Genomic DNA, 20,712 nt, shown 5'->3' with positions numbered 1-20,712 from the left:
TATGGGAAGTAAAATTACAGAGGAAGAGAAAAAATTACCTTATGCAAAGTATTTTTATATGGATTTAGCCGAAATTCCTAAGGAAAAATTAGATATATGGAATGGTGGAATACAAGACTCTAAGGAAGCTTTACAAATAGAAAATCGCAACTTGTTTTTAGAGGAAGAGGTACCTGGGTTTCAAGTTGGGTATTGTGTTTTAGAAAATGGTGCAGGCTATGTTGCCAATTCAACTTATATGAAGGATGTTACACCAGATATGCTTGATTGGTGGTTTGGTTGGCACTCAGTTGGCAGTGATTTACGTTATAAAATTTGGGATAAAGAGGATCATTACTATGCTAGAGCAGATAAGCCTGAATATGTAATGGATCCAAGGGTGCCTTGCAGGGAGAAAACCTGGGGAGTAAATCACAGTATACTAGAGGATATAGGTATGGGACCAGATCCTTTAAAGCTTTGTTTTAAAAAACCTAGTGATTTGGGATACGATATGAGTAAAATTGGTACAAAAGGTTGCTCTACTATGGTATGTGCAGTAGGTGAAGGTAAGGCGCCAGCTGTTATGACTCACAAATGTAGAAAAGTAGATGGTGGTATTATGTTTGAGTCAAGATTTTGGATGGGATATGGACTTAAAGCTGGAAAGATTATAAAGCTAATTCCTGATGGAGAAAAAATTCCTGAAATATTCCCTAAATCATTATTTGGACATAACATTAAAGAGTTTGCAAATTTGGCAGCGATACTTCCTAAATTATATGAAGAGGAAAAGGATAACTTTTAGTGAAAATAAAAAAAGAAATACTAATCTTAGCTTTTTGTATAGCAGTGTTTCCACCAATTTGGGCAGTTATAGCACCACATATAGGGGTTACAACAGGAGCAGTTGCACTGATTTGTGCAGGTCTATATGTAACTAATGGCAATAAAACTCAAGATGCGGTTAAAATTTCATTAGGATTTTTAATGGGAGATTTTTGGGCGGTAATAGCACTTCTTATTATGAGGTGTTTACCATTTAATGGTGATGTGAATTTATTCATAGTACTTTTTGTTTTAGGTGGTGTTGGAGTAGTTATAGCATCAGCATTGTCAAAGTGGATTTTTTGCCCATCACTTTTGTGTGGTTGGGCAATAGGACTTACAATACTAGCGCCTGTAGGATACGGAAAATTAGGAACACTTCCCATTCAAATAGGTATAGCCATGTTTGTAGGAGTTTTGTATGTGGGTGTTATGGTTAATAAGGTTCAAGGTTTAATAGAAGAGATGTTTGAAAAGAAAAATTAAATTTTTTAAATTAAGAGTACAGTTCTAAACATAGATTTATTTTAGAACTGTCTTTTAGATTAGGCTAATATAAAATAAAAATAGGTAAAATTACAAATTAAGTTGATAAAGACTTCTATGATATGTATACTATTGTTAGAAGTTTATCATACTTTTTGAATTTCTAAACAAAAGCTAACGTAATTAATGAAATATATGATATGAAATTATAAATTAGTTTGCTTTGAAGGAAAATATACAAATTTCAAATTGAATCTACTATTTGGTTTTCGTAAAGTTCCTATAAACATGGAGATTTTAAAAAATCAAATAGCAATTTGCTAATTAAAATTATATAGGTGGGAGGAAAAATATTAAATGAGAACATATGGATTTGGAATAGACATTGGAGGAACTACAGTAAAGATGGGTTTATTCAAGGTTGATGGAACCTTGCTTGATAAGTGGGAAATACCTACTAGAAAGGATGAAAACGGTAAACATATTTTAAAGGATATAGCAGAGGCAATAAAAGGTAAAATGAAGGAAAAGACGATTCATAGAAATGATGTAATAGGGGTAGGAGTAGGAGTACCAGGTCCTGTTTCCGGTGATGGAACCGTTTTAAAGTGTGTTAATTTGGGTTGGGGAGTATTTAACGTAGAAGAAACCTTAAGTAAATTAATTGACCTTCCAGTAAAAGCAGGTAATGATGCTAACATAGCAGCTTTAGGTGAAATGTGGCAAGGCGGAGGAAAAGGATATAAAAATGTTGTAATGGTTACACTTGGAACAGGAGTAGGTGGTGGAATCATAATAAATGGAAATATAATTGCAGGAACAAATGGTGCAGGTGGAGAAATAGGACATATCAAAGTAGAGGAAAACGAAACAGCAGTTTGTGGATGTGGAAAAACTGGATGCCTTGAGCAGTATGCATCGGCTAACGGAATTGTAAGGGAAGGAAAAAAACTTTTACAAAGTGTTGATACTCCTTCTTCATTAAGAGACCTTAGTGAAGTTACGTCTAAGGATATATTCGATGCTGCTAAAAAAGGAGATAAGTTGGCCTGTGAACTTGTTGAAGCCTTAGGAAAAAAATTAGGTCATGCACTAGCAACCGTTGCTTGTGTAAGTGATCCAGAGGTTTTTGTTATAGGTGGTGGAGTATCTAAAGCAGGAGATATTTTAATAGATGTAATAAGAAAGAACTTCATTGAAAAAGCATTTCATGCATGTGAAAACACAAAATTCGAACTTGCAAAGCTTGGAAATGATGCAGGAATTTATGGTGGAGTAAAATTGGCATTAAATATATAAATTTTTATAATGATAAGAAGATGATTTTTGCGTTAAGTGAAAATCATCTTTTTTGATATAGACTATTTTTTATAAGGCAAATTTATTTTTTTATATTCAGCTGGGGTACATCCATAAACTTTTTTGAATATTTTATAGAAAAAGCTTATATTTTCATAGCCTATATTTTTAGCGATTTCTATTACTGGAAGGTCTGAATTTTTTAAAAGAAAACAGGCTTTTTTTAATTTGGCTTCTTGTAGTATAAAAGTAAAGTTATTTCCCTTGAACTTTTTTATTACTGAATTTAAATAGTTAGGATGAAAATGAAAACGTTCAGCAACAGAAGCTAAGGTTGCAGTTTCACAGTTATTTTGTATATAGATAATTATATCTGTTATTTTTGTGTTTTTTAGTAATGTATAATTTTCAGAGTTTGTTTGCTTTTCAATTATTCGAAGAAGCTCACAAAGAATTATTATCATGTAGCTATTTATAATTTCATTTGAACAAAGGCGCTTATCAAAATATTCACAAAGAATTGTTTGCATTAGCTTAGGCACTTCTTTAGATTCACTAGATTTAAAAAGGATATAATCATTATAATCTTCACTTTGGTAGATCGCATGAATAAAGAAGCTTGAAAGTAAATCATTTTGAGACAAGCGGCTGATTAAAATATCATCTAAATATTTTTTACTCATAATACAATTTATAATAATATCGTTTTCAGAAGTCTTATCAATTGAATGTAATACATTTGTATCTAATATACAAATTTCACCTCTTTTCATACAAATCTTTTCACCATTTACTATTTGATGAAGCTCACCTGAATAAACATAAATCATTTCAACATAATTGTGATGATGTTCTGGTGTTTTAACAAAACGAGGATGACATACAAAGGTAATATCATCTGTCATATTAAGTATGGTTTTATTATTAAGTGGTCTTGTGGGATTAGACAAAAATGTCTCAACAGATTCTGCATCAAAAATAAGAAATTTTCTCATAATATTTTCATCAAAGCTAGTGTTTTTTATGAAACCACGCAAGGAATTTGTATCATTAAAATTTACTTTGCTTAATAAAAACTTTTCATAAAAGGTATGTTCACGTAAAAAGTTATCTAATTTAGAAGAATTCATAATATCCCTCTTTATCATAAAAATTTAAGTATAATAGTTAATTTATCATAAGCAAAAAACAAAATCAAATTTTTTTGTATAACATTTGTTTTAGTTAATTAATGCATTTGAATTAGTTATTATATACAAGAATAGGACATGTTAAAATGTTTACATGAAAAGCTTTTCGAAGGTTCTTGAGCACAGTTGTTTGAAAACGATATTATAATTTCTTGTAGGTTAAAATAAAGAGGATGAAAGGAAGAAAATTTTATGAAAACAGTAGCAGTAGATAAAGCATTTGATGGAAAAGTAAAAATACCATTCAGTGAAAAATTAGCAGTAGGCGGAGGAGCCTTTGCAGCTAATTTGGTGCTGCAGGCAGTGGGCATGTACTTAATGTTTTTTTATACAGATATATTTAAAATAAGTGCAATAGCTGCAGGAACTTTGTTTTTGGTTGCAAGAATAGTGGATGCTGTAGTTGACTTTACTATGGGATATGTAATCGATCGCACAAAAACCAAATGGGGAAAATTTAGACCTTGGGTAATGCTTGGCTTTATACCATTTTGTGTACTTGGAGTTTTGTGTTTTACGGTACCTGGTTTTACTGGAACAGCTAAAGTAGTATATGCTTATGTGACTTATATACTTTTTATGATAACTACAACATTAACAACGCTACCTTCTACTGCAATACAACCAGCGATGACTCAAGAACCAATGGAAAGAGTTAAAATTAACAACTATTCTCAGTTTCTAGGGATGGCGGGAATGATGATAGTTGCAGTTGGAATGATGCCAATAGTGTCAAAGCTCGGTGGAAAAAATCAAGCTAAAGGATTTTTCTTTACAATGATTATATTCGGTATAATTGCGGCAGTATTATTTTTATTCTGGATTTTAAAGGTAAGAGAAAGAATAGTTGTAGAAAAGCAAGAAGAATTAAAACTAAAAGAAGCAATTCCAAGCTTGATAAGAAATAAATATTTATTGTTATTAGTAGGTACATTTGTATTCTTTATGTCAGGCTTTACAATTAGAAATAATGTTCAAATGTACTATTTAATATATGATGTTAAAAGACCGGATTTAATACCAACTATAGGACTTCTCTCAATGCTTCCACTTGTGTTAACAATCCTTATAGTCCCAGCTGTAATAGGCAAATTAGGTAAGAAAAACACATTAATTTTAGGAATGATTATTGTAGCAGTTACGAATACATGTCAATACTTTGTTGGGTTTAGTAATATAACAATGATATATATTGTTACATTTATTTCAGCAATTGGTTCAGGGTTATTCCTACCATCTATATGGGGAATGCTTCCTGATACAGTTGATTATGCACAATGGAAGTTTGGTATTCGTACAGAGGGTATAATAAGTTCAACATTTATATTCTGCCAAAAAGCTTCTTCAGGTATAGCTGGATATATAGCAGGAGTTGCTTTAGTGGCTATTGGATATGTTCCTAATATAGCACAATCAGCTTCGGCGGTTAAAGGCATATCCTTCTTATATAATGTAGCAGGTTCAATACTTTCTATAGTTGCAGTAGTGTTTATGTTATTTTATAACTTAGATGCAAAGAAATTTGATGAAATTATAGAAGATTTACACAAGAGATAAAGTTAAAGTTTATACGACCAAGTGCTTTTATTATAAAAATTAAAAATAAAAAGGTACTTGGTTATATTTATCTTTATTTAAGTTAATTAATGTATTTGAATCAGTTATTAAGTGTAAATATTTAAAATGCTAAAATGTTTACATAAAAGGATAATTTAAAGTATATAGGAGCTAAAAAACCATATTAAGTTTAAATAATAGAAATGGAAGGTTAATTATGAAAATAGTTAAATTAAGAACTAATCATTTTAAAAATCCTATTGGATGGGATATAAGTGAATTAAGCCTTTCGTGGATTGTTTGTGACACGAAAGCAAAAAAGCAAGAAAATGCAGAAGTTATTATTAGTACTAACCATAGTTTTTCTTCAGAATCAATAATATATAATAGTGGAAAATGTAAACATATAGATAACTTATGTTTTAGACCTGATATTAAACTAGAGGCGTGTACTCGCTATTACTGGAAGGTAAAGGTTATTGGTGATAATAGAGAAAAGGCAGAAAGTGAAATTGCTTTTTTTGAAACAGGAAGGCTTAATAAGTCTTGGACAGGTATTTGGATAACACCTGATTTAGATAAAGATATTCATCCATATATTAGAAAGGATTTTGTAATAGATGGCAATATAAAATCAGCTAGAGTTTATGCATCAGCAGCAGGAATTTATGAGATGGAGATAAATGGTGAAAAGGTTTCAGAAGAATATCTTCTTCCAGGTTATTTTGTTTACGATTGTTGGATGCAGTATCAAACCTTCGATGTAACGAAATATATAAAGGCTGGGAATAATGCTATTGGAGCAATGCTTGGAAAAGGATGGTTTTCAGGTCGTTTTGGACTTGGTGGACAAGAAAATACCTATGGAGATAGAATGGCTCTTTTGTGTGAACTTGTTATAACTAAGGAGGATGGAAGTAAAATAATTATAGCAACAGATGAAAGCTGGAAGGCTCATGCAGGTCCAGTTTCCGAAAGTAGTATTTATGACGGAGAGCACTACGATGCAAACAAAGAAATAAAAAATTGGTCACAGGGAAATTTTATAGATACTAACTGGGTTCCTGTAAAACCTGTAGAACTAAAGCTTGGAGACATGACAGAGCGTTTAAATCCTCCAATTATAAAGCATGAAGTATTTAAACCTAAAGAAGTTATTCACACTTCAAAGGGAGAAACCGTTATTGATTTTGGACAAAACATGGCGGGGTGGGTAGAGTTTTATATAGATGCGCCTAAGGGTACTAAGGTTTTATTACAATATGGAGAATTACTTCAAGAAGGTTGTTTTTATAGGGAAAATTTAAGGAGTGCAAAAGCAGAATATGAATATATATCTAATGGAAAAAGGGCACATGTAAGACCGCATTTTACCTATTATGGTTTTAGGTATGTAAAGGTACAAGGAATTGAAGTTAATCCAGATGATTTTACTGCTTATGCTATTTATTCACATATGGATGAAATAGGAGAAATTAAAACCTCTGATAAAAGGGTAAATAAGCTTATTCTTAATGCAAAGTGGGGACAGAAAAGTAACTTTGTTGATATTCCAACAGATTGTCCTCAAAGAGATGAGCGTTTAGGCTGGACTGGTGACACAGAGGTGTTTTCTGGAACTGCAAGCTTTTTTACAAATACAGCAGCGTTTTATAATAAATACATGAAAGATCTTAGGGAAGAACAAAAGCTTATAGATGGCTCAGTCCCTGTAATTGTTCCTAGGGTAAGAAATCAAAGGGAAGTAGGAACTGGTCATGGTTCTTGTGCTTGGAGTGATGTGGCAACTATTCTTCCATGGACAACCTATTTATATTTTGGAGATAGAGCTATGCTAGAGAAGCACTATGCAGCTATGAAAGATTGGGTAAATTATGTTAAGAGGCAGGATGATGCTGATGGAGGAAAACGACTATGGCAAACAGGTTCACATATAGCAGATTGGCTTGCATTGGATAATCCTGATACAACAGATATGTTTAATGGGGGAACAGATCAGTATTATGTGGCAAGTGCATATTACTATTATTCTGTAAAATTAACGGCAGATGCTGCAGAAGCATTAGATAAAAAAGAAGATGCAGCATATTACAGAAAACTTCAAGGAGAGATTAAAGAAGCCTTTTGCAAGGAGTATGTTACTCCAAACGGAAAAATTTCTGTTGATACTCAAACAGCACATGTATTAGCTTTATTTATGGATTTAGTCCCTGAAGAAATGAGAACGAGAGTAGGGGAGGCATTAAAAACTAAAATTATAAATAAGGGAACTCACTTAGATACAGGCTTTGTAGGAACACCTTATATATGTAGAGCTCTCTCAAGTGTGGGGGCAAATAATTTAGCTTATAAATTACTAATTAATGATGATTTTCCAAGTTGGCTTTACAGCGTTGATATGGGAGCCACTACAATATGGGAACGTTGGAACTCAGTAAATGAATATGGTTCTGTTAGCAGCACTGGTATGAATAGTATGAATCATTATGCCTACGGTTCAGTAGTAGAATGGATTGCTAGAGATGTGTGTGGACTAAATCCGGTTTTCAATAAGCCTGGATTTAAAAAAGCACTTATAAAACCTCAACCATTTGGCTATTTAAAAAATGCATTTATAAGCTATAATTCGGCATCGGGCTTATATGTAAGTGGTTGGCAGTTTGTTGAAAACTACAAAATAAAGTACAAGTTTCAAATACCATTTAATTGTGAGGCAGAGATAGTTCTTCCTGATGCTAAACTTCAAGATATTAAAATTATAGGTGAAAAACCTTTAAATATTGAAGAGAAAGATGGCAAGGTAGTATTAAAAGTAGAGGCGGGTAAAATAGAGGTTATTTATAAACCTACAAAAGATTATTGTCCTCGATTAAATATAAATAGTTCACTTAAAGATGTACTTCAAACTGAAGAGGGGATAGCAGTTCTTCGTAAATATATAGGTTCACAGCTTGATAATATCAAACAAATTCCTGAGTTACTTGATTTATCTTGGAATAGGCCACTTACAGCTAATCCTATTTTGGGACCATTATCTCTTTTAAGTGGTAAAGAAATTGATGCGTTAGCAAAAGAATTAAGTAAGTGTAAGGCGAAAGTTTAAATGGAGGAATAGTATGGAAGAAGTTAATTATTTTAAATCTCAAAGGATTACAAAAAACATTACAAGAATTTTTGGCTTAACAGGTGAAATTATGTATCTAGTTGAAGGAAGTGAAAGGGCAGCACTTATAGATACTGGAATTGGAGTTGGGGATTTAAAAGAATATGTAAGAAATCTTACTAAAAAACCGATTATAGTGATTTTAACGCATGGACATGTAGATCATGCTTCTGGTGCACCAAATTTTTATGAGGTGTATATGAATCATGCTGATGATCAGATTTACATTGAACATAATAATTTAGAGGTACGTAAAGGTTATATTCAAAGCCAATATGAAGCTTTTGAAGCTATAAAAGAAAGCGATTATGTAAAAACAAAGTCACCAATAAATTATAAGGATTTAAAAGAAGACGTATTATTTGAACTTGGGGGAGTAACTCTTGAAATTTATGGGGCAGCTGGACATACTCCTGGTCAGATAGCAATTCTTTTTAAAGAAGAAAGGATTTTAATGACAGGAGATGCGGCGAATCAAGCCACCTTTATATTTGATGAAAATTCACTAGGTTTAACTAGTTATGAAAAATCAATGAATGCTTTGTTAGAAAAAACAAAAGGTAAGTTTGATAAAATATTTCTTTCACATGGAACTGGAGATGCACCTAAAGAATTATTAGAAAACATTATTAAGTTATGTGAAGATATTAAAGCAGGAAAAAGTGAAGATATACCCTTTGATTTCATGGGACAAAGAGCGTATATTGCAAAAGAAATAGATTCTAAGTTTAAACGTGTGGATAAAGGTGTTGGCAATATTATTTATTCAAAAGAAAAAGTAGATATTTAATAATTAATAACGGTAATGTTTTTATAAAGAAATTTATACACATTACCGTTATGTTCTATTATAAAAATAAATTTTTTGAAAAAGTTTACACAAGCCTATTGACTATATATGGAAAGGGCAGTAAAATAGACTTATTAAAGGACATTTAAAAAGTAGTTTAAAAAGTATATTGGATACTTAAATAAGTTTTTACAAGGAAATGCCCAGTGATTTACAAGCTTATTAAAGCTGTTTTATAAACATATTTGTGAAAGGTTAAGGGAGATGGTAAGAATGAAATTTTTTTTAGACACAGCAAACGTAGATCATATTAGAGAAGCAAATGAAATGGGGGTAATATGTGGAGTTACAACAAATCCATCCTTGATAGCTAAAGAAGGAAGAGATTTTAAAGAGGTTATAAAAGAAATTACAGAAATAGTTGATGGACCTATAAGCGGTGAAGTTGTTAGTGAAGATTCCGAAGGCATGATAAAGGAAGGACGCGAAATAGCAGCAATTCATAAAAATATGATTGTAAAAATTCCAATGACAAAGGAAGGTCTTAAGGCTGTTAAGGTTCTTAAAAAAGAAGGAATTAGAACAAATGTAACTTTAATATTTTCAGCAGCACAAGCTTTACTTGCTGCAAATGCAGGTGCAACTTATGTAAGTCCATTTTTAGGGAGAATAGATGACATATCAATGGTTGGCATGGATTTAGTTCGTGATATTGCTGAAATCTTTGAAATACATGGAATAGAGACAGAAATAATAGCAGCAAGCATAAGAACTCCAATTCATGTAATTGAAGCAGCAAAGGCAGGAGCTAATATAGCAACAGTGCCTTATAAAATAGTTATGCAAATGCTAAATCATCCATTAACAAAAGAAGGACTACAAAAATTCAAAAAAGATTGGCAAGAAGCATTTGGAAAATAGGTTAATTAAATTTAAGTGGGGAGTGAAGGATATGACAATTAGAACTGTTATGGATAAGGAATTTAAAAAATATGGTAGGATTCTAAAAAATTACGATTGCTCTGAAATAATAGAGAAAATGAAAAATACACCTCTACCGGGTGATGTAATATATGAACCATCAATTAAAGAGCTCGAAGACTTAAAAATTGCAAAGGATTTAAGAGACAGAGAGTATGGTGAACTTCCAATACAAATAGGATATTGTAATGGTAACAACTATTTGTTAAATGCAGTTGAGTACCACCGCTCTTCTGAAATAAATATAGCAGTGACAGATCTTATACTTCTTTTAGGTCTAGAGAAGGATATAGAGGATGATTATTCTTATGATACCTCTAAAATTGAAGCCTTTAAGGTTCCAGCTGGCACTATAATTGAAGTTTATGCAACAACACTTCACTATGCGCCTTGTAATTGTAAAGAAGATGGATTTAGATGTGTTGTAGTTTTACCAAAGGATACAAATCTATCTTTAGAAAATAAATTTGAAAAGGTAGAAGAAGATGCACTTCTCTTTGCTAAAAATAAATGGTTAATTGCACATAAAGATTCTGGACTAGACAAAGATGGAGCATTTATAGGCTTAGTAGGAGAAAATATTTCAGTAAAATAAAATTATAATTATATGGGGGAATTAAAAATGAATAATATACCAAAAATAAAATTAGGAATCATTGCAGTAAGCAGAGACTGTTTTCCAATGGAGTTATCAGCTAATAGAAGAAAAGCAGTAGTTGAAGCATATGAAGGAGAAATTTTCGAATGTTTAACAACTGTAGAAAATGAAATAGATATGAAAAAAGCTGTAGCTGAGGTTAAAGAAGCTGGAGTAAATGCACTTGTTGTATATCTTGGAAATTTTGGACCTGAAAGTTCAGAAACGTTAATTGCTAAGGAATTTGATGGACCAGTAATGTTTGCAGCCGCATCAGAAGAAAGTGGAGATAACTTATCTGATGGACGTGGAGATGCATATTGTGGAATGTTAAATGCAAGTTACAATTTAGCACTTCGTAATATAAAAGCTTACATTCCAGAGTATCCAGTAGGAGATGCTAAAGAAGTTTCAGATATGATTTCTGACTTCGTTCCAGTAGCTAAAGCTTTACTTGGACTTAAAAACCTAAAAATTATTTCATTTGGTCCAAGGCCCCAAGACTTCTTAGCTTGTAATGCACCAATAAAGCAATTATATAACTTAGGTGTTGAAATAGAAGAAAACTCAGAGCTTGATTTGTTTGCTTCTTTTAATGAGCATGAAAATGATGCAAGAATACCAGAAGTAGTAAAAGACATGGAGAAAGAACTAGGTGAAGGCAACAAAATGCCAGGAATTTTGCCAAAGCTTGCACAATATGAACTTACATTATTGGATTGGGCAGAAGCACATAAAGGTTCAAGAGAATATGTAGTATTTGCTAATAAATGTTGGCCAGCCTTCCAAACACAATTTGGATGTGTTCCTTGTTATGTAAACAGTAGATTAACTGCTAGAGGTATTCCAGTATCTTGTGAGGTTGATATATATGGAGCTTTAAGTGAGTACATTGGAACTTGTGTAAGTGAAGATGTTGTAACATTACTTGATATAAATAACACAGTACCAAAGGATATGTATGAAAAAGATATTAAAGATAAGTTTAAGTATACTTTAAAAGATACTTTCATGGGCTTCCATTGTGGTAATACAGCAGCATGTAAACTACAAAAACCTACTATGAGAAATCAAAAGATTATGGCAAGGGCATTAGAGCCAAATCAAGAACCAAATATAACAAGGGGAACAATTGAAGGGGACATAGTTCCAGGTGATATTACCTTCTTTAGATTACAAAGCAATGCAAATTCAGAATTAACAGCATATGTAGCAGAAGGAGAAGTTTTACCAGTTGCAACACGCTCCTTTGGGTCAATTGGAGTGTTTGCAATTCCTGAAATGGGAAGATTTTATCGTCATGTATTAGTTGAAAATAGATTTCCACACCATGGAGCAGTTGCATTTGGACACTTTGGAAAAGCTATGTACAACTTGTTTAGATATTTGGGAGTTAAAGAAGTTGGCTTTAATAGACCTAAGGGAATGCTTTATAAAACAGAAAATCCTTTTGAATGATACTGTTAAAATAAATTAGTAGGTAAGCTAGGTACTTTATTTGGTGCCTAGCTTTTACTATTTTTTAATTCTAAATAAGTGAAAATTTCATTTGAAAAATATTATTTCAATAGTATAAAATTAAGCATAACAAAATCATTAATAGTTTATTGAAAGGGGATTATAGTAATGGATATTAAAATTAGGGAAGTATCTATAGAAGACCTAGAAGCTGTAACAGAAGTTGAATTGAGATGTTTTCCAAAGTCAGAAGCTGCTACAAAAAAATCTTTTGAACAAAGAATTAATACATTTTCAAAAAAGTTCTTTGTAGCAGAAAATGAGGGTAAAATAGTTGGATTTGTTAATGGGTGCATAATAAATGAAACAGCTATATATGATAAGCTATATGAAAATGCTTCACTACATGTGCCAGATGGAAAGTATCAGACTATTTTTGGTCTAGATGTATTACCAGAGTATCGTAATAAAGGAATTGCTAGTAAGTTAATGCAGCATATGATAGAAGTATCAAAGCTAGAAGGACGCAAAGGCGTAATTTTAGACTGTAAAGAAAAACTAATTCACTATTATGAAAAGTTTGGGTACATAAATGTAGGCATATCACAATCTGTACATGGTGGAGCTAAATGGTATAATATGATTTTAGAGTTTTGATATAGATAATTAATTATTGAAGAATTAAGGGCGGTTAATTTTAACAGCCCTATGTGTATTTAAAATTAACATTGAAAAAATAAATTTATGAAGTACTAAAGGTGGAATATTTTTTCGGAGATACTCCAACAGCCTTCTTAAAGGATTTTAAAAAGTTACTGTAGTCATTAAAACCGCAATTTATATAGACATCATTAATACTAGAGCCATTAGACAAAAGGGCCTTTGCCATAGATATTCTTCTGGCAATAATATATTTATTTATGGTTGTCCCAGTGGATAATTTAAAAATTCTACATATATAAGATTCACTTAAAAAAAAGTGCTCCGCTAGGTGTTTTACAGTAATATCCTTTGTAACATTATCATTTATGTATTTTATGATTTCTTGAATTTGATTATTGTATTTATAAACTATTGATGTAGAATCACCTTTATTTATAAAAAGGCTAGTCAAAAATACCATAAGCTCTACAAAGCTTGAGTATTCAATCATATCAGCACCAAAACCACTAGTACCTATAATTTTATTTATAAAGTATATAAATCTATTTTGTTGTTCTTTATTAAGAGAAGTTTTATGACTAAAATCATGACTTCGGTGTCTAAAACAGTAATTTAAATCTGTTTTTTCAGAAGACAAAGTTTTTAAGAAGTCAGGATGAATAGAAAGTACTATTCTTTCATGAGTAGCATTATTTATTTGAGAAACATAGTGACTTTCAAATTCATTTATAACGAATAAATCTCCAGGATCAACGTCATAAAGCTTATTGTCTATTAAAAATTGATTTGCACCAGAAATAGAGTAGTAAATTTCATAACAATCATGTATGTGTATTGCCATAGTTTCTTCTTCACTATGCAGATGTGCTATTGAAAAGTATTTATTTTTTATACAATCCTTAACGGATTCTTTGCAAGATTCAAATTGTTTCATTAAGTCACCTCCAATTTTTATTATAAGCTTTACTTCAAAATTTGCAACATTTTAAAAAAAATATAACAAGAAATAGTGAAAGTATAATAGTATAATTAATATTGTAAAAAATTATTATCATTCAAGGAGGAAGAATTTCATGGATATACTCAAGGATTTTTCATTGGAAGGTAAAATTGCATTAGTAACAGGTGCATCATATGGTATTGGATTTGCTATTGCAAAGTCTTATGCATCAGCAGGAGCTACAATAGTATTTAATGATATTAATCAAGATTTAGTTAATAAAGGACTAAAAGCTTATGAAGCAGAAGGAATAAAGGCACATGGTTATGTATGCGATGTTACAGATGAAGAACAAGTAAATGCCTTTGTTAAAAAAGTAGAAGAAGAAGTTGGAGTAATAGATATTCTTGTAAACAATGCAGGAATAATTAAACGTATTCCAATGCTTGAAATGAAAGCAGAAGACTTTAGAAAGGTTATAGATGTTGACTTAAATGCTCCATTTATAGTATCTAAAGCTGTAATACCTGGAATGATTAAAAAGGGTCACGGAAAAATAATTAACATATGCTCTATGATGAGTGAACTTGGAAGAGAAACAGTTTCAGCTTATGCCGCTGCAAAAGGTGGACTTAAGATGTTAACAAGAAATATATGTTCTGAGTATGGTGAGCACAATATCCAATGTAACGGTATAGGACCTGGATATATAGCTACTCCACAAACAGCACCACTTAGAGAAAAACAAGCAGATGGTTCAAGACATCCATTTGATCAATTTATAGTTGCGAAGACACCAGCAGCTCGTTGGGGAACACCAGAAGATTTAATGGGACCAGCTGTATTCTTAGCTTCTGATGCTTCAAACTTTGTAAATGGTCATGTTGTATATGTTGATGGTGGAATATTAGCTTATATTGGAAAGCAACCACAATAATAGATAATTTATTTGTAGGGGGAAATTTAAGATGAAAATAGCTTTAATAAATGAAAACAGTCAAGCAGCAAAAAATGAGCTTATATTTGAAACTTTAAAGAAAGTAGTAGAACCAAAAGGACATGAAGTAGTTAACTACGGAATGTATACTGGAGACGACAAAGCTCAATTAACTTACGTTCAAAATGGTATTTTAGCAGCTATCCTTTTAAATTCAGGAGCAGCTGATTATGTAATAACAGGTTGTGGCACAGGGGAAGGCGCTATGCTTGCTTTAAATTCTTTTCCAGGAGTTATTTGTGGACATGTAGAAGATCCTTCTGATGCATTTATGTTTGCACAAATCAATGATGGAAATGCAATTGCACTACCTTTTGCTAAAGGATTTGGCTGGGGTGGAGAATTAAACTTAGAGTATATCTTTGAGAAATTGTTTGAGGGAGAAAGCGGACAAGGATATCCTAAGGAAAGAGTTGTTCCAGAACAAAGAAATAAGAAGATATTAGATGAAGTTAGAAAAGTAGCATTCAAAGATATCATAACAGTTTTAAAATCAATAGATCAAGATTTATTAAAAGGTGCTATAAGCGGAGAAAAATTCAAGGAATTATTCTATGCTAATTGCAAATGCGATAAGATGAAAGAATTTGTTGAAAGTGTAGTAGGCAAATAATATATAAATAATAGAATACTATAGAGAATTTATGCTATAGATTCTTAATAAAAAACCTATGCTTTAACGCTTGTTAGCATAGGTTTTTTGTTATGTACAATATTAATTATATTTTCAATTAATATCAAAATGGCGCGCATTTACCCTTATAAGTTTGAATTTGCAACCTTCTTCAATATACAAATTAGAAATATTTTCATACATATAAAAATATGATAAAATTGTATAATGAGTAAAAAGAAGGTGAAAACATGGACTTTAAAATAAGTCTGATTATGACAGTATTAATATTCATTTTAATAACAGCATTAAATATTGTTTTAAAGAAGAATAATAAGAGAGGCTGGCAGCATTATTTTGTAGGATATTTTTTCTTGATTTATATTGTAGCTTGTTTAATTCTAGTGGGAATACCCTCTGTATATGAATGGAAGGTTCATTTAATTGAGCATGAGAGAATATTTAATCCACATTTAAATTTAATACCTTTAAAAGATGGACTAGATATATCAAACATACTTAATATTATATTATTTATGCCCTTTGGATTTCTGATTCCAATAATGTGGACAAAATATCAAAAGTTTAAAAATATATTTTTATATGGATTATTTTTTACTTTTTTTATTGAGTTTAGTCAATTGTTTACTACTGCAAGAACCACAGATATAGATGATATAATAATGAATACTATAGGCAACGTTTTAGGCTTTATTATTTTTAATATAATGAAAAAAATATTTCATAAATTTATTGATAAGTCAGCTGTAGAAAGTTCTTCTAAGGATATGTTACTTAGTAGGCTAGAGCCCTATTTATATCTAGTTATTCCAGTCATATTTTTATTCCTTCAATAGTTTTATAAGTTAAATATAATAAGTAGCTAAGATATTAATTACATCTATATTATTTAAAGGTGCTATAATAGGTATTGTCAAAAGTTTAGAAATTAAAAAACAACCTTGAGATTTTTCTCGGGGTTATTTTTGTTTCTAAAAATTTAAAAAGAGCTTTTACTAAATAAGCTCTTTTTTATTACACAAAAGGGGGACAGAAACAGTAGTAATTGCAGCAAATAAATAAAAAATTCAAAAATGAAAGGAAGTAATTAATATGGCTTTAGTTTCAAAACAATGTGTAAATTTCGTAGAACAATGGGAAGGATTTTCAGCAACACCTTATTATGATAGTGTAGGTGTAAAAACAATAGGATATGGTATGACTGGTGATGAAATTGCAGGTTTAACATATGTAACACAGGCTCAGGCTAGTCAAATGTTGGAGGACTTATTGAATAACAAATATGCGCAACCAATAAAAAATGATTTAACTTCTAAGGGAGTTAACTTAAATCAGAATCAATTTGATGCATTGGTATCTTTTGCTTACAACGAAGGAGTTAGTGCATTATTAAATCAATCAACTTTATATAGAAATATATGTGCAGGAGTAAGAGACGTAAATACTATAACAGCTGATTTTGAAATGTGGGTTATGGCTGGAGGTAAAGCTTTAGATGGTCTTAAGAACAGAAGAGCAGCAGAAGCAGCAATGTTCTTTGGCAGTGGTAATACAACTACAGATTTAAAACAACCTAATCAATTTTGCATTAACCAAAAAGGAAAACCTGCTATAATAGCAAATATGATTACAACAGGACATACTGAATTTAAAAGCTTACCAGATGATAATTCTGAAACTAATGGAGTAAGAGAGTCAGGATATACTCTTCAAGTATACGGCAAATGCAATGAGTGGTATCTTGTAAATAACAACAATCCACAATATGTAAAAATATCAAATGTAAAGGCACAGAATCCATTATCCGTTCAAAAAGTAATAAGAGTTATGGATTATGATGGTGCAAAATGCTATGAAAATCCAGATGATTGTGATCCAAGCAATGGAACTGTTCCATATACTGGTACATGCCCTGTTTATTGTGATGTAAATGGATACTATCTTGTAAATGGAAGAAATGATGGTTTACAATGGATGAACAACAATAAACAATTGCAAGATATATACCCAAATGCATTTACAAATAAACTAAATGAAAAATCTGAACCCTTATTACAGGATTTTGCGGTGGATGTAGATAGTGTTAATATAAAGGAATTTCCACATGAAGCAGGAAATACAGTTGGAACTCTTACAAAAGGTGATTTGGTTCAGGTATATGCTAAAGAAGATGCATACTATTTAATAAGTAATACAGAAAAGAAGTTTGTTCCAATTAGTAGTTTGGTTGCTACAAAACCTTTAAGTGTTATAAAGCAAATAAGAGCAGTGGCATATGAAGGAACTTACTGTAGAGAAAATCCATGTTCTGCTATACCAACTAATGGTATTGTACCAGCAGGTAAAGTAATATCTCTATATAAGGTTATAGGAAATTGGGGATTAGTTAATGGAGCAAATGCACACCTTCAATGGATTGATATGGATGATGTTGAGGATATATAAAATATTTATTTTCAAGAAGGACTTCTTTAATTAAGGAGTCTTTCTTATTAAAAAATACATTAAAGGAAAATAAAGTTTTTTGTAGAAAATTATACATAAGGTTACTTGGTATGGTAATAGTGCGGTATTTGTAGGCATATTATATTTAGTAAATTAAAGGAGGTGTAAACAGTGTACTTAAAAAATAAAATAATTCACTTTTTAGTGTTTGGTGGTATTTACATGGATGTAGAAGTGCTGGCAAGAGCGTATGGACAACAATTGGTAGGCTATGAGGGAATAAAGTCAATGTCACTTATGGGCTTTACAAGCTTATGGATGTTTTTAGTTGGGGGACTTTGTGGAGTTATTATAGGAGGGCTAAATGATAGACCTAAGTATTATAATTTAAAAATGTGGAAACAGGTTTTAATTGGTGGAACAACTATAACTTTAATGGAGTTATTTTCAGGTATATTTTTTAATTTATATTTAGGTTTGCATATTTGGGATTATAGTAAGGATAAATTTAATTTTATGGGACAAATTGAATTGAAAAATTGTATTTGGTGGTATGTACTTCCTATACTGATAATATGGCTAGATGATGTTTTATCTTGTTACTTTTATGGAGAAGATAGACCCCCAAGTCTATTTTCCTATGTTATAAGGTTGATAACACTTAAATAGAACATAAAAAAACTCCATCCACAGTTTAAAATGGATGGAGCTTTTTAATCATCTTTTTCCAGCTCTTCAATAACATAATTAGGAAGTGCAAAAGCACCTTTATGGAGATTTGTGTTATAATATTTTGTTTTTAAATTAAGAGCATTCCAGCTGTCTTCATGCAAATTCTTTAGAGGATGATATTTTTTTGATGCAAAGCCAAAAAGCCAGTGGCCAGAAGCATAAGTTGGCATGTGAAATTGATAAACCATTGCAATAGGAAATTTATCTTTTATTTTATTATGAGCTCTTTTCATTTCATGGCAGTATTCCTTGTAATAAGGACTTTCATGTTGATTAATTAGAATTCCGTCATCACTTAAAATTCTTTCGCAGTCTTTATAAAATTCATTAGTAAATAAACCTTCTCCAGGGCCAATAGGATCAGTTGAATCTACAAGAATAAGATCATAGGTTTTATTTTTTGTTTTCTTAACGAATTCTTTACCATCTTCAAAATGTATAGAAAGTCTATCATCATTGTCAAGTTTTAGTGAGGTTTGAGTTAGGTATTTTTGACACAGGCGTACAACCCTTTCGTCAATTTCAACCATATCCACTTGTTCTATAGTATTGTATCTTAAAATTTCTCTTGAGGTTCCACCATCACCACCACCTATAATAAGAACTCTTTTTATATTAGGATTGACGGCCATTGGAACATGGGTAATCATCTCATGATATATAAATTCGTCTTTTTCAGTCATCATTATGTAACCATCAAGTGTAAAAAAAGTTCCAAAGGTTTCACTCTTAAAAAAATCTATTTGCTGAAAAGGAGTTTTTTCTGTGTATAAATGCTCGTTTACTCTTATTGAAAATTTTGTGTCGTCTGCATGACTTTCTGAAAACCAAAGATCTAACATAAGTTTACCTCCATTATTTTATTTGTAATATACATCATCAAAATTTTTACCATAAAATATTTCGTCCATCTCTTTTTTTAGTTTATGAGTTATTATTCTTTTTTCTTTTGGATATAAATCTTTTTTTGTGTATCCAAATAGATAGTCATCCAAATCGAATTGTTTTAATCTACATTTTGTATGAAATAAGTTTTCTTGATAAACATTTACATCAATCATGTTATATTTGTTTTTTATGTTGTTTGGTATATAGTTCTGAATGGAATTAATTTTGTGATCAATAAATAGCTTACGTCCAGTAATATCTCTAGTAAAACCACGAACTCTATAGTCCATAGTCATAATATCTGCTTCAAAGGAATGTACTAAATAATTTAGTGCTCTTAAAGGTGATATCATTCCACAGGTAGATACGTCTATATCAGCTCTAAAGGTGCAAATACCTTCATCGGGGTGATACTCAGGATAGGTATGCACGGTAATATGACTTTTATCTAAATGATTAAGTATGATTTCTGGAAGCGGTCCAGGAGTTTCTTTTACTAGGGCTTCTTTGTGATCTTCTAATATAGGATTCTCACATACCAAAAGTGTAACACTTGCACCTTGAGGGTCGTAGTCCTGCTTTGCGGTGTTCAAAATGTTAGCACCTATAATTTCAGTAACAGTTGAGAGGATTTTTGTAAGTCTATCTGCACTGTATTGCTCATCTATGTAAGAAATATATGCTTCTCTATCTTCAGCAGATCTTGTATAGCATATATCGTACATATTAAAAGATAATGCTTTAGTTAAATTATTAAAACCATGAAGTTTAATTTTGTTGTTAATATTTACACCCATTATATTAAAAAAATACCTCCTAATAAATAAATCGGTATTAGTATATCCTTATAGGATGAATATTAGTATAATTTTTATAAATAAAATATAGTGAGGAATAATAGCTTAATTGAAGCATATAATGTTAAGTGAAATATAGAATGCCATAGTGGTAATAAGTAGATAAAAAAGGTGTAAAATCATGATAAAGAATAGACTTATTTCAAAATAAATGCATAACTAGAAATTAAATTGTCTTAATAATCAAA

General features: G+C 31.0%; 19 protein-coding genes. 15 read left to right on the top strand and 4 right to left on the bottom strand.

Annotation, left to right across the window (positions count from 1 at the left end):
- Position 1: 1 nt before the first annotated feature.
- The 3 genes from CLFE_RS16530 (at position 2) to CLFE_RS16520 (ending at position 2,592) form a co-directional block, all read left to right on the top strand.
- Entirely contained in the window at positions 2–787 is a 786-nt protein-coding gene (locus tag CLFE_RS16530; protein ID WP_077895243.1) for a DAPG hydrolase family protein, read from the top strand.
- Entirely contained in the window at positions 787–1,293 is a 507-nt protein-coding gene (locus CLFE_RS16525; protein WP_077835522.1) for a DUF1097 domain-containing protein, read from the top strand. The genes CLFE_RS16530 and CLFE_RS16525 overlap by 1 nt, the downstream gene beginning before the upstream one ends.
- 357 nt (positions 1,294–1,650) lie before the next feature.
- A complete protein-coding gene (locus tag CLFE_RS16520) occupies positions 1,651–2,592 on the top strand; it encodes an ROK family glucokinase (RefSeq protein ID WP_077835523.1) in 942 nt (313 codons plus the stop codon).
- Between the two features lie 62 nt (positions 2,593–2,654).
- Here the strand turns inward: CLFE_RS16520 and CLFE_RS16515 are convergent, their stop codons facing one another.
- On the bottom strand, positions 2,655–3,722 hold the full coding sequence (locus CLFE_RS16515) for an AraC family transcriptional regulator (protein ID WP_077895242.1): 1,068 nt from the start codon (positions 3,720–3,722) through the stop codon (positions 2,655–2,657).
- Positions 3,723–3,974: 252 nt separating this feature from the next.
- Here CLFE_RS16515 and CLFE_RS16510 point away from each other — a divergent pair, with 252 nt between their 5' ends.
- The 7 genes from CLFE_RS16510 (at position 3,975) to CLFE_RS16480 (ending at position 13,025) form a co-directional block, all read left to right on the top strand.
- On the top strand, positions 3,975–5,339 hold the full coding sequence (locus CLFE_RS16510; RefSeq protein WP_077895241.1) for an MFS transporter: 1,365 nt from the start codon (positions 3,975–3,977) through the stop codon (positions 5,337–5,339).
- Positions 5,340–5,556: 217 nt separating this feature from the next.
- Positions 5,557–8,442 (top strand): alpha-L-rhamnosidase, encoded by a 2,886-nt coding sequence (locus CLFE_RS16505; RefSeq protein ID WP_077895240.1) that lies wholly within the window; start codon positions 5,557–5,559, stop codon positions 8,440–8,442.
- A 13-nt stretch (positions 8,443–8,455) separates the two neighbouring features.
- Positions 8,456–9,292 (top strand): MBL fold metallo-hydrolase, encoded by an 837-nt coding sequence (locus tag CLFE_RS16500; RefSeq protein WP_077895239.1) that lies wholly within the window; start codon positions 8,456–8,458, stop codon positions 9,290–9,292.
- A gap of 273 nt (positions 9,293–9,565) precedes the next feature.
- Positions 9,566–10,213: a fructose-6-phosphate aldolase gene (fsa, locus tag CLFE_RS16495; protein WP_077895238.1), complete on the top strand. Its 648-nt coding sequence runs from the start codon at positions 9,566–9,568 to the stop codon at positions 10,211–10,213.
- Positions 10,214–10,244: 31 nt separating this feature from the next.
- Positions 10,245–10,868 carry a DUF4867 family protein gene (locus tag CLFE_RS16490; RefSeq protein WP_077895237.1) on the top strand — a complete coding sequence of 208 codons (624 nt, stop codon included), beginning with the start codon at positions 10,245–10,247 and terminating at the stop codon, positions 10,866–10,868.
- A gap of 27 nt (positions 10,869–10,895) precedes the next feature.
- Positions 10,896–12,368: an L-fucose/L-arabinose isomerase family protein gene (locus CLFE_RS16485; RefSeq protein ID WP_077852186.1), complete on the top strand. Its 1,473-nt coding sequence runs from the start codon at positions 10,896–10,898 to the stop codon at positions 12,366–12,368.
- 168 nt (positions 12,369–12,536) lie between these two features.
- The gene (locus CLFE_RS16480; protein ID WP_077895236.1) at positions 12,537–13,025 is read left to right on the top strand and encodes a GNAT family N-acetyltransferase; all 489 of its coding nucleotides are present in this window, start codon (positions 12,537–12,539) and stop codon (positions 13,023–13,025) included.
- Positions 13,026–13,110: 85 nt separating this feature from the next.
- On the opposite strand, the gene CLFE_RS16475 is transcribed toward CLFE_RS16480, so the two are convergent.
- Positions 13,111–13,965 (bottom strand): AraC family transcriptional regulator, encoded by an 855-nt coding sequence (locus CLFE_RS16475; RefSeq protein ID WP_077895235.1) that lies wholly within the window; start codon positions 13,963–13,965, stop codon positions 13,111–13,113.
- A gap of 139 nt (positions 13,966–14,104) precedes the next feature.
- Between CLFE_RS16475 and CLFE_RS16470 the strand changes: the two genes are divergently transcribed.
- From CLFE_RS16470 to CLFE_RS16450, 5 genes are all read left to right on the top strand, one after another.
- Complete coding sequence (locus CLFE_RS16470; RefSeq protein WP_077835638.1) at positions 14,105–14,908, top strand: gluconate 5-dehydrogenase; 804 nt, start codon at positions 14,105–14,107, stop codon at positions 14,906–14,908.
- Positions 14,909–14,939: 31 nt separating this feature from the next.
- Positions 14,940–15,581 carry an RpiB/LacA/LacB family sugar-phosphate isomerase gene (locus CLFE_RS16465; RefSeq protein ID WP_077835637.1) on the top strand — a complete coding sequence of 214 codons (642 nt, stop codon included), beginning with the start codon at positions 14,940–14,942 and terminating at the stop codon, positions 15,579–15,581.
- Positions 15,582–15,832: 251 nt separating this feature from the next.
- Positions 15,833–16,438: a VanZ family protein gene (locus CLFE_RS16460; protein ID WP_242951719.1), complete on the top strand. Its 606-nt coding sequence runs from the start codon at positions 15,833–15,835 to the stop codon at positions 16,436–16,438.
- A gap of 256 nt (positions 16,439–16,694) precedes the next feature.
- Positions 16,695–18,047: a lysozyme gene (locus CLFE_RS16455; RefSeq protein WP_077895234.1), complete on the top strand. Its 1,353-nt coding sequence runs from the start codon at positions 16,695–16,697 to the stop codon at positions 18,045–18,047.
- A 171-nt stretch (positions 18,048–18,218) separates the two neighbouring features.
- A complete protein-coding gene (locus CLFE_RS16450) occupies positions 18,219–18,716 on the top strand; it encodes a putative ABC transporter permease (protein WP_242950912.1) in 498 nt (165 codons plus the stop codon).
- A 44-nt stretch (positions 18,717–18,760) separates the two neighbouring features.
- Here the strand turns inward: CLFE_RS16450 and speE are convergent, their stop codons facing one another.
- Positions 18,761–19,621, bottom strand: coding sequence for a polyamine aminopropyltransferase (speE, locus tag CLFE_RS16445; RefSeq protein WP_077895233.1), 861 nt, complete (start codon positions 19,619–19,621; stop codon positions 18,761–18,763).
- An 18-nt stretch (positions 19,622–19,639) separates the two neighbouring features.
- Positions 19,640–20,464 carry an adenosylmethionine decarboxylase gene (speD, locus tag CLFE_RS16440; RefSeq protein ID WP_077835633.1) on the bottom strand — a complete coding sequence of 275 codons (825 nt, stop codon included), beginning with the start codon at positions 20,462–20,464 and terminating at the stop codon, positions 19,640–19,642.
- Positions 20,465–20,712 lie beyond the last annotated feature (248 nt).

The organism is Clostridium felsineum DSM 794 (assembly GCF_002006355.2).
GTDB classification, from domain to species: domain Bacteria; phylum Bacillota; class Clostridia; order Clostridiales; family Clostridiaceae; genus Clostridium_S; species Clostridium_S felsineum.
Note: the sequence above shows the minus strand (reverse complement) of the source record. Positions and strands in the feature narration are given on the sequence as shown.

What these genes read in the sequence shown, in the direction of transcription:
- speE (WP_077895233.1), bottom strand. Translation starts at nt 19,621, where the DNA reads ATGTTAGATCTTTGGTTTTCAGAAAGTCATGCAGACGACACAAAATTT.
- CLFE_RS16510 (WP_077895241.1), top strand. Translation starts at nt 3,975, where the DNA reads ATGAAAACAGTAGCAGTAGATAAAGCATTTGATGGAAAAGTAAAAATA.
- CLFE_RS16500 (WP_077895239.1), top strand. Translation starts at nt 8,456, where the DNA reads ATGGAAGAAGTTAATTATTTTAAATCTCAAAGGATTACAAAAAACATT.
- CLFE_RS16505 (WP_077895240.1), top strand. Translation starts at nt 5,557, where the DNA reads ATGAAAATAGTTAAATTAAGAACTAATCATTTTAAAAATCCTATTGGA.
- CLFE_RS16470 (WP_077835638.1), top strand. Translation starts at nt 14,105, where the DNA reads ATGGATATACTCAAGGATTTTTCATTGGAAGGTAAAATTGCATTAGTA.
- fsa (WP_077895238.1), top strand. Translation starts at nt 9,566, where the DNA reads ATGAAATTTTTTTTAGACACAGCAAACGTAGATCATATTAGAGAAGCA.
- CLFE_RS16460 (WP_242951719.1), top strand. Translation starts at nt 15,833, where the DNA reads ATGGACTTTAAAATAAGTCTGATTATGACAGTATTAATATTCATTTTA.
- CLFE_RS16475 (WP_077895235.1), bottom strand. Translation starts at nt 13,965, where the DNA reads ATGAAACAATTTGAATCTTGCAAAGAATCCGTTAAGGATTGTATAAAA.
- CLFE_RS16480 (WP_077895236.1), top strand. Translation starts at nt 12,537, where the DNA reads ATGGATATTAAAATTAGGGAAGTATCTATAGAAGACCTAGAAGCTGTA.
- CLFE_RS16530 (WP_077895243.1), top strand. Translation starts at nt 2, where the DNA reads ATGGGAAGTAAAATTACAGAGGAAGAGAAAAAATTACCTTATGCAAAG.
- CLFE_RS16515 (WP_077895242.1), bottom strand. Translation starts at nt 3,722, where the DNA reads ATGAATTCTTCTAAATTAGATAACTTTTTACGTGAACATACCTTTTAT.
- speD (WP_077835633.1), bottom strand. Translation starts at nt 20,464, where the DNA reads ATGGGTGTAAATATTAACAACAAAATTAAACTTCATGGTTTTAATAAT.
- CLFE_RS16465 (WP_077835637.1), top strand. Translation starts at nt 14,940, where the DNA reads ATGAAAATAGCTTTAATAAATGAAAACAGTCAAGCAGCAAAAAATGAG.
- CLFE_RS16490 (WP_077895237.1), top strand. Translation starts at nt 10,245, where the DNA reads ATGACAATTAGAACTGTTATGGATAAGGAATTTAAAAAATATGGTAGG.
- CLFE_RS16485 (WP_077852186.1), top strand. Translation starts at nt 10,896, where the DNA reads ATGAATAATATACCAAAAATAAAATTAGGAATCATTGCAGTAAGCAGA.
- CLFE_RS16520 (WP_077835523.1), top strand. Translation starts at nt 1,651, where the DNA reads ATGAGAACATATGGATTTGGAATAGACATTGGAGGAACTACAGTAAAG.
- CLFE_RS16455 (WP_077895234.1), top strand. Translation starts at nt 16,695, where the DNA reads ATGGCTTTAGTTTCAAAACAATGTGTAAATTTCGTAGAACAATGGGAA.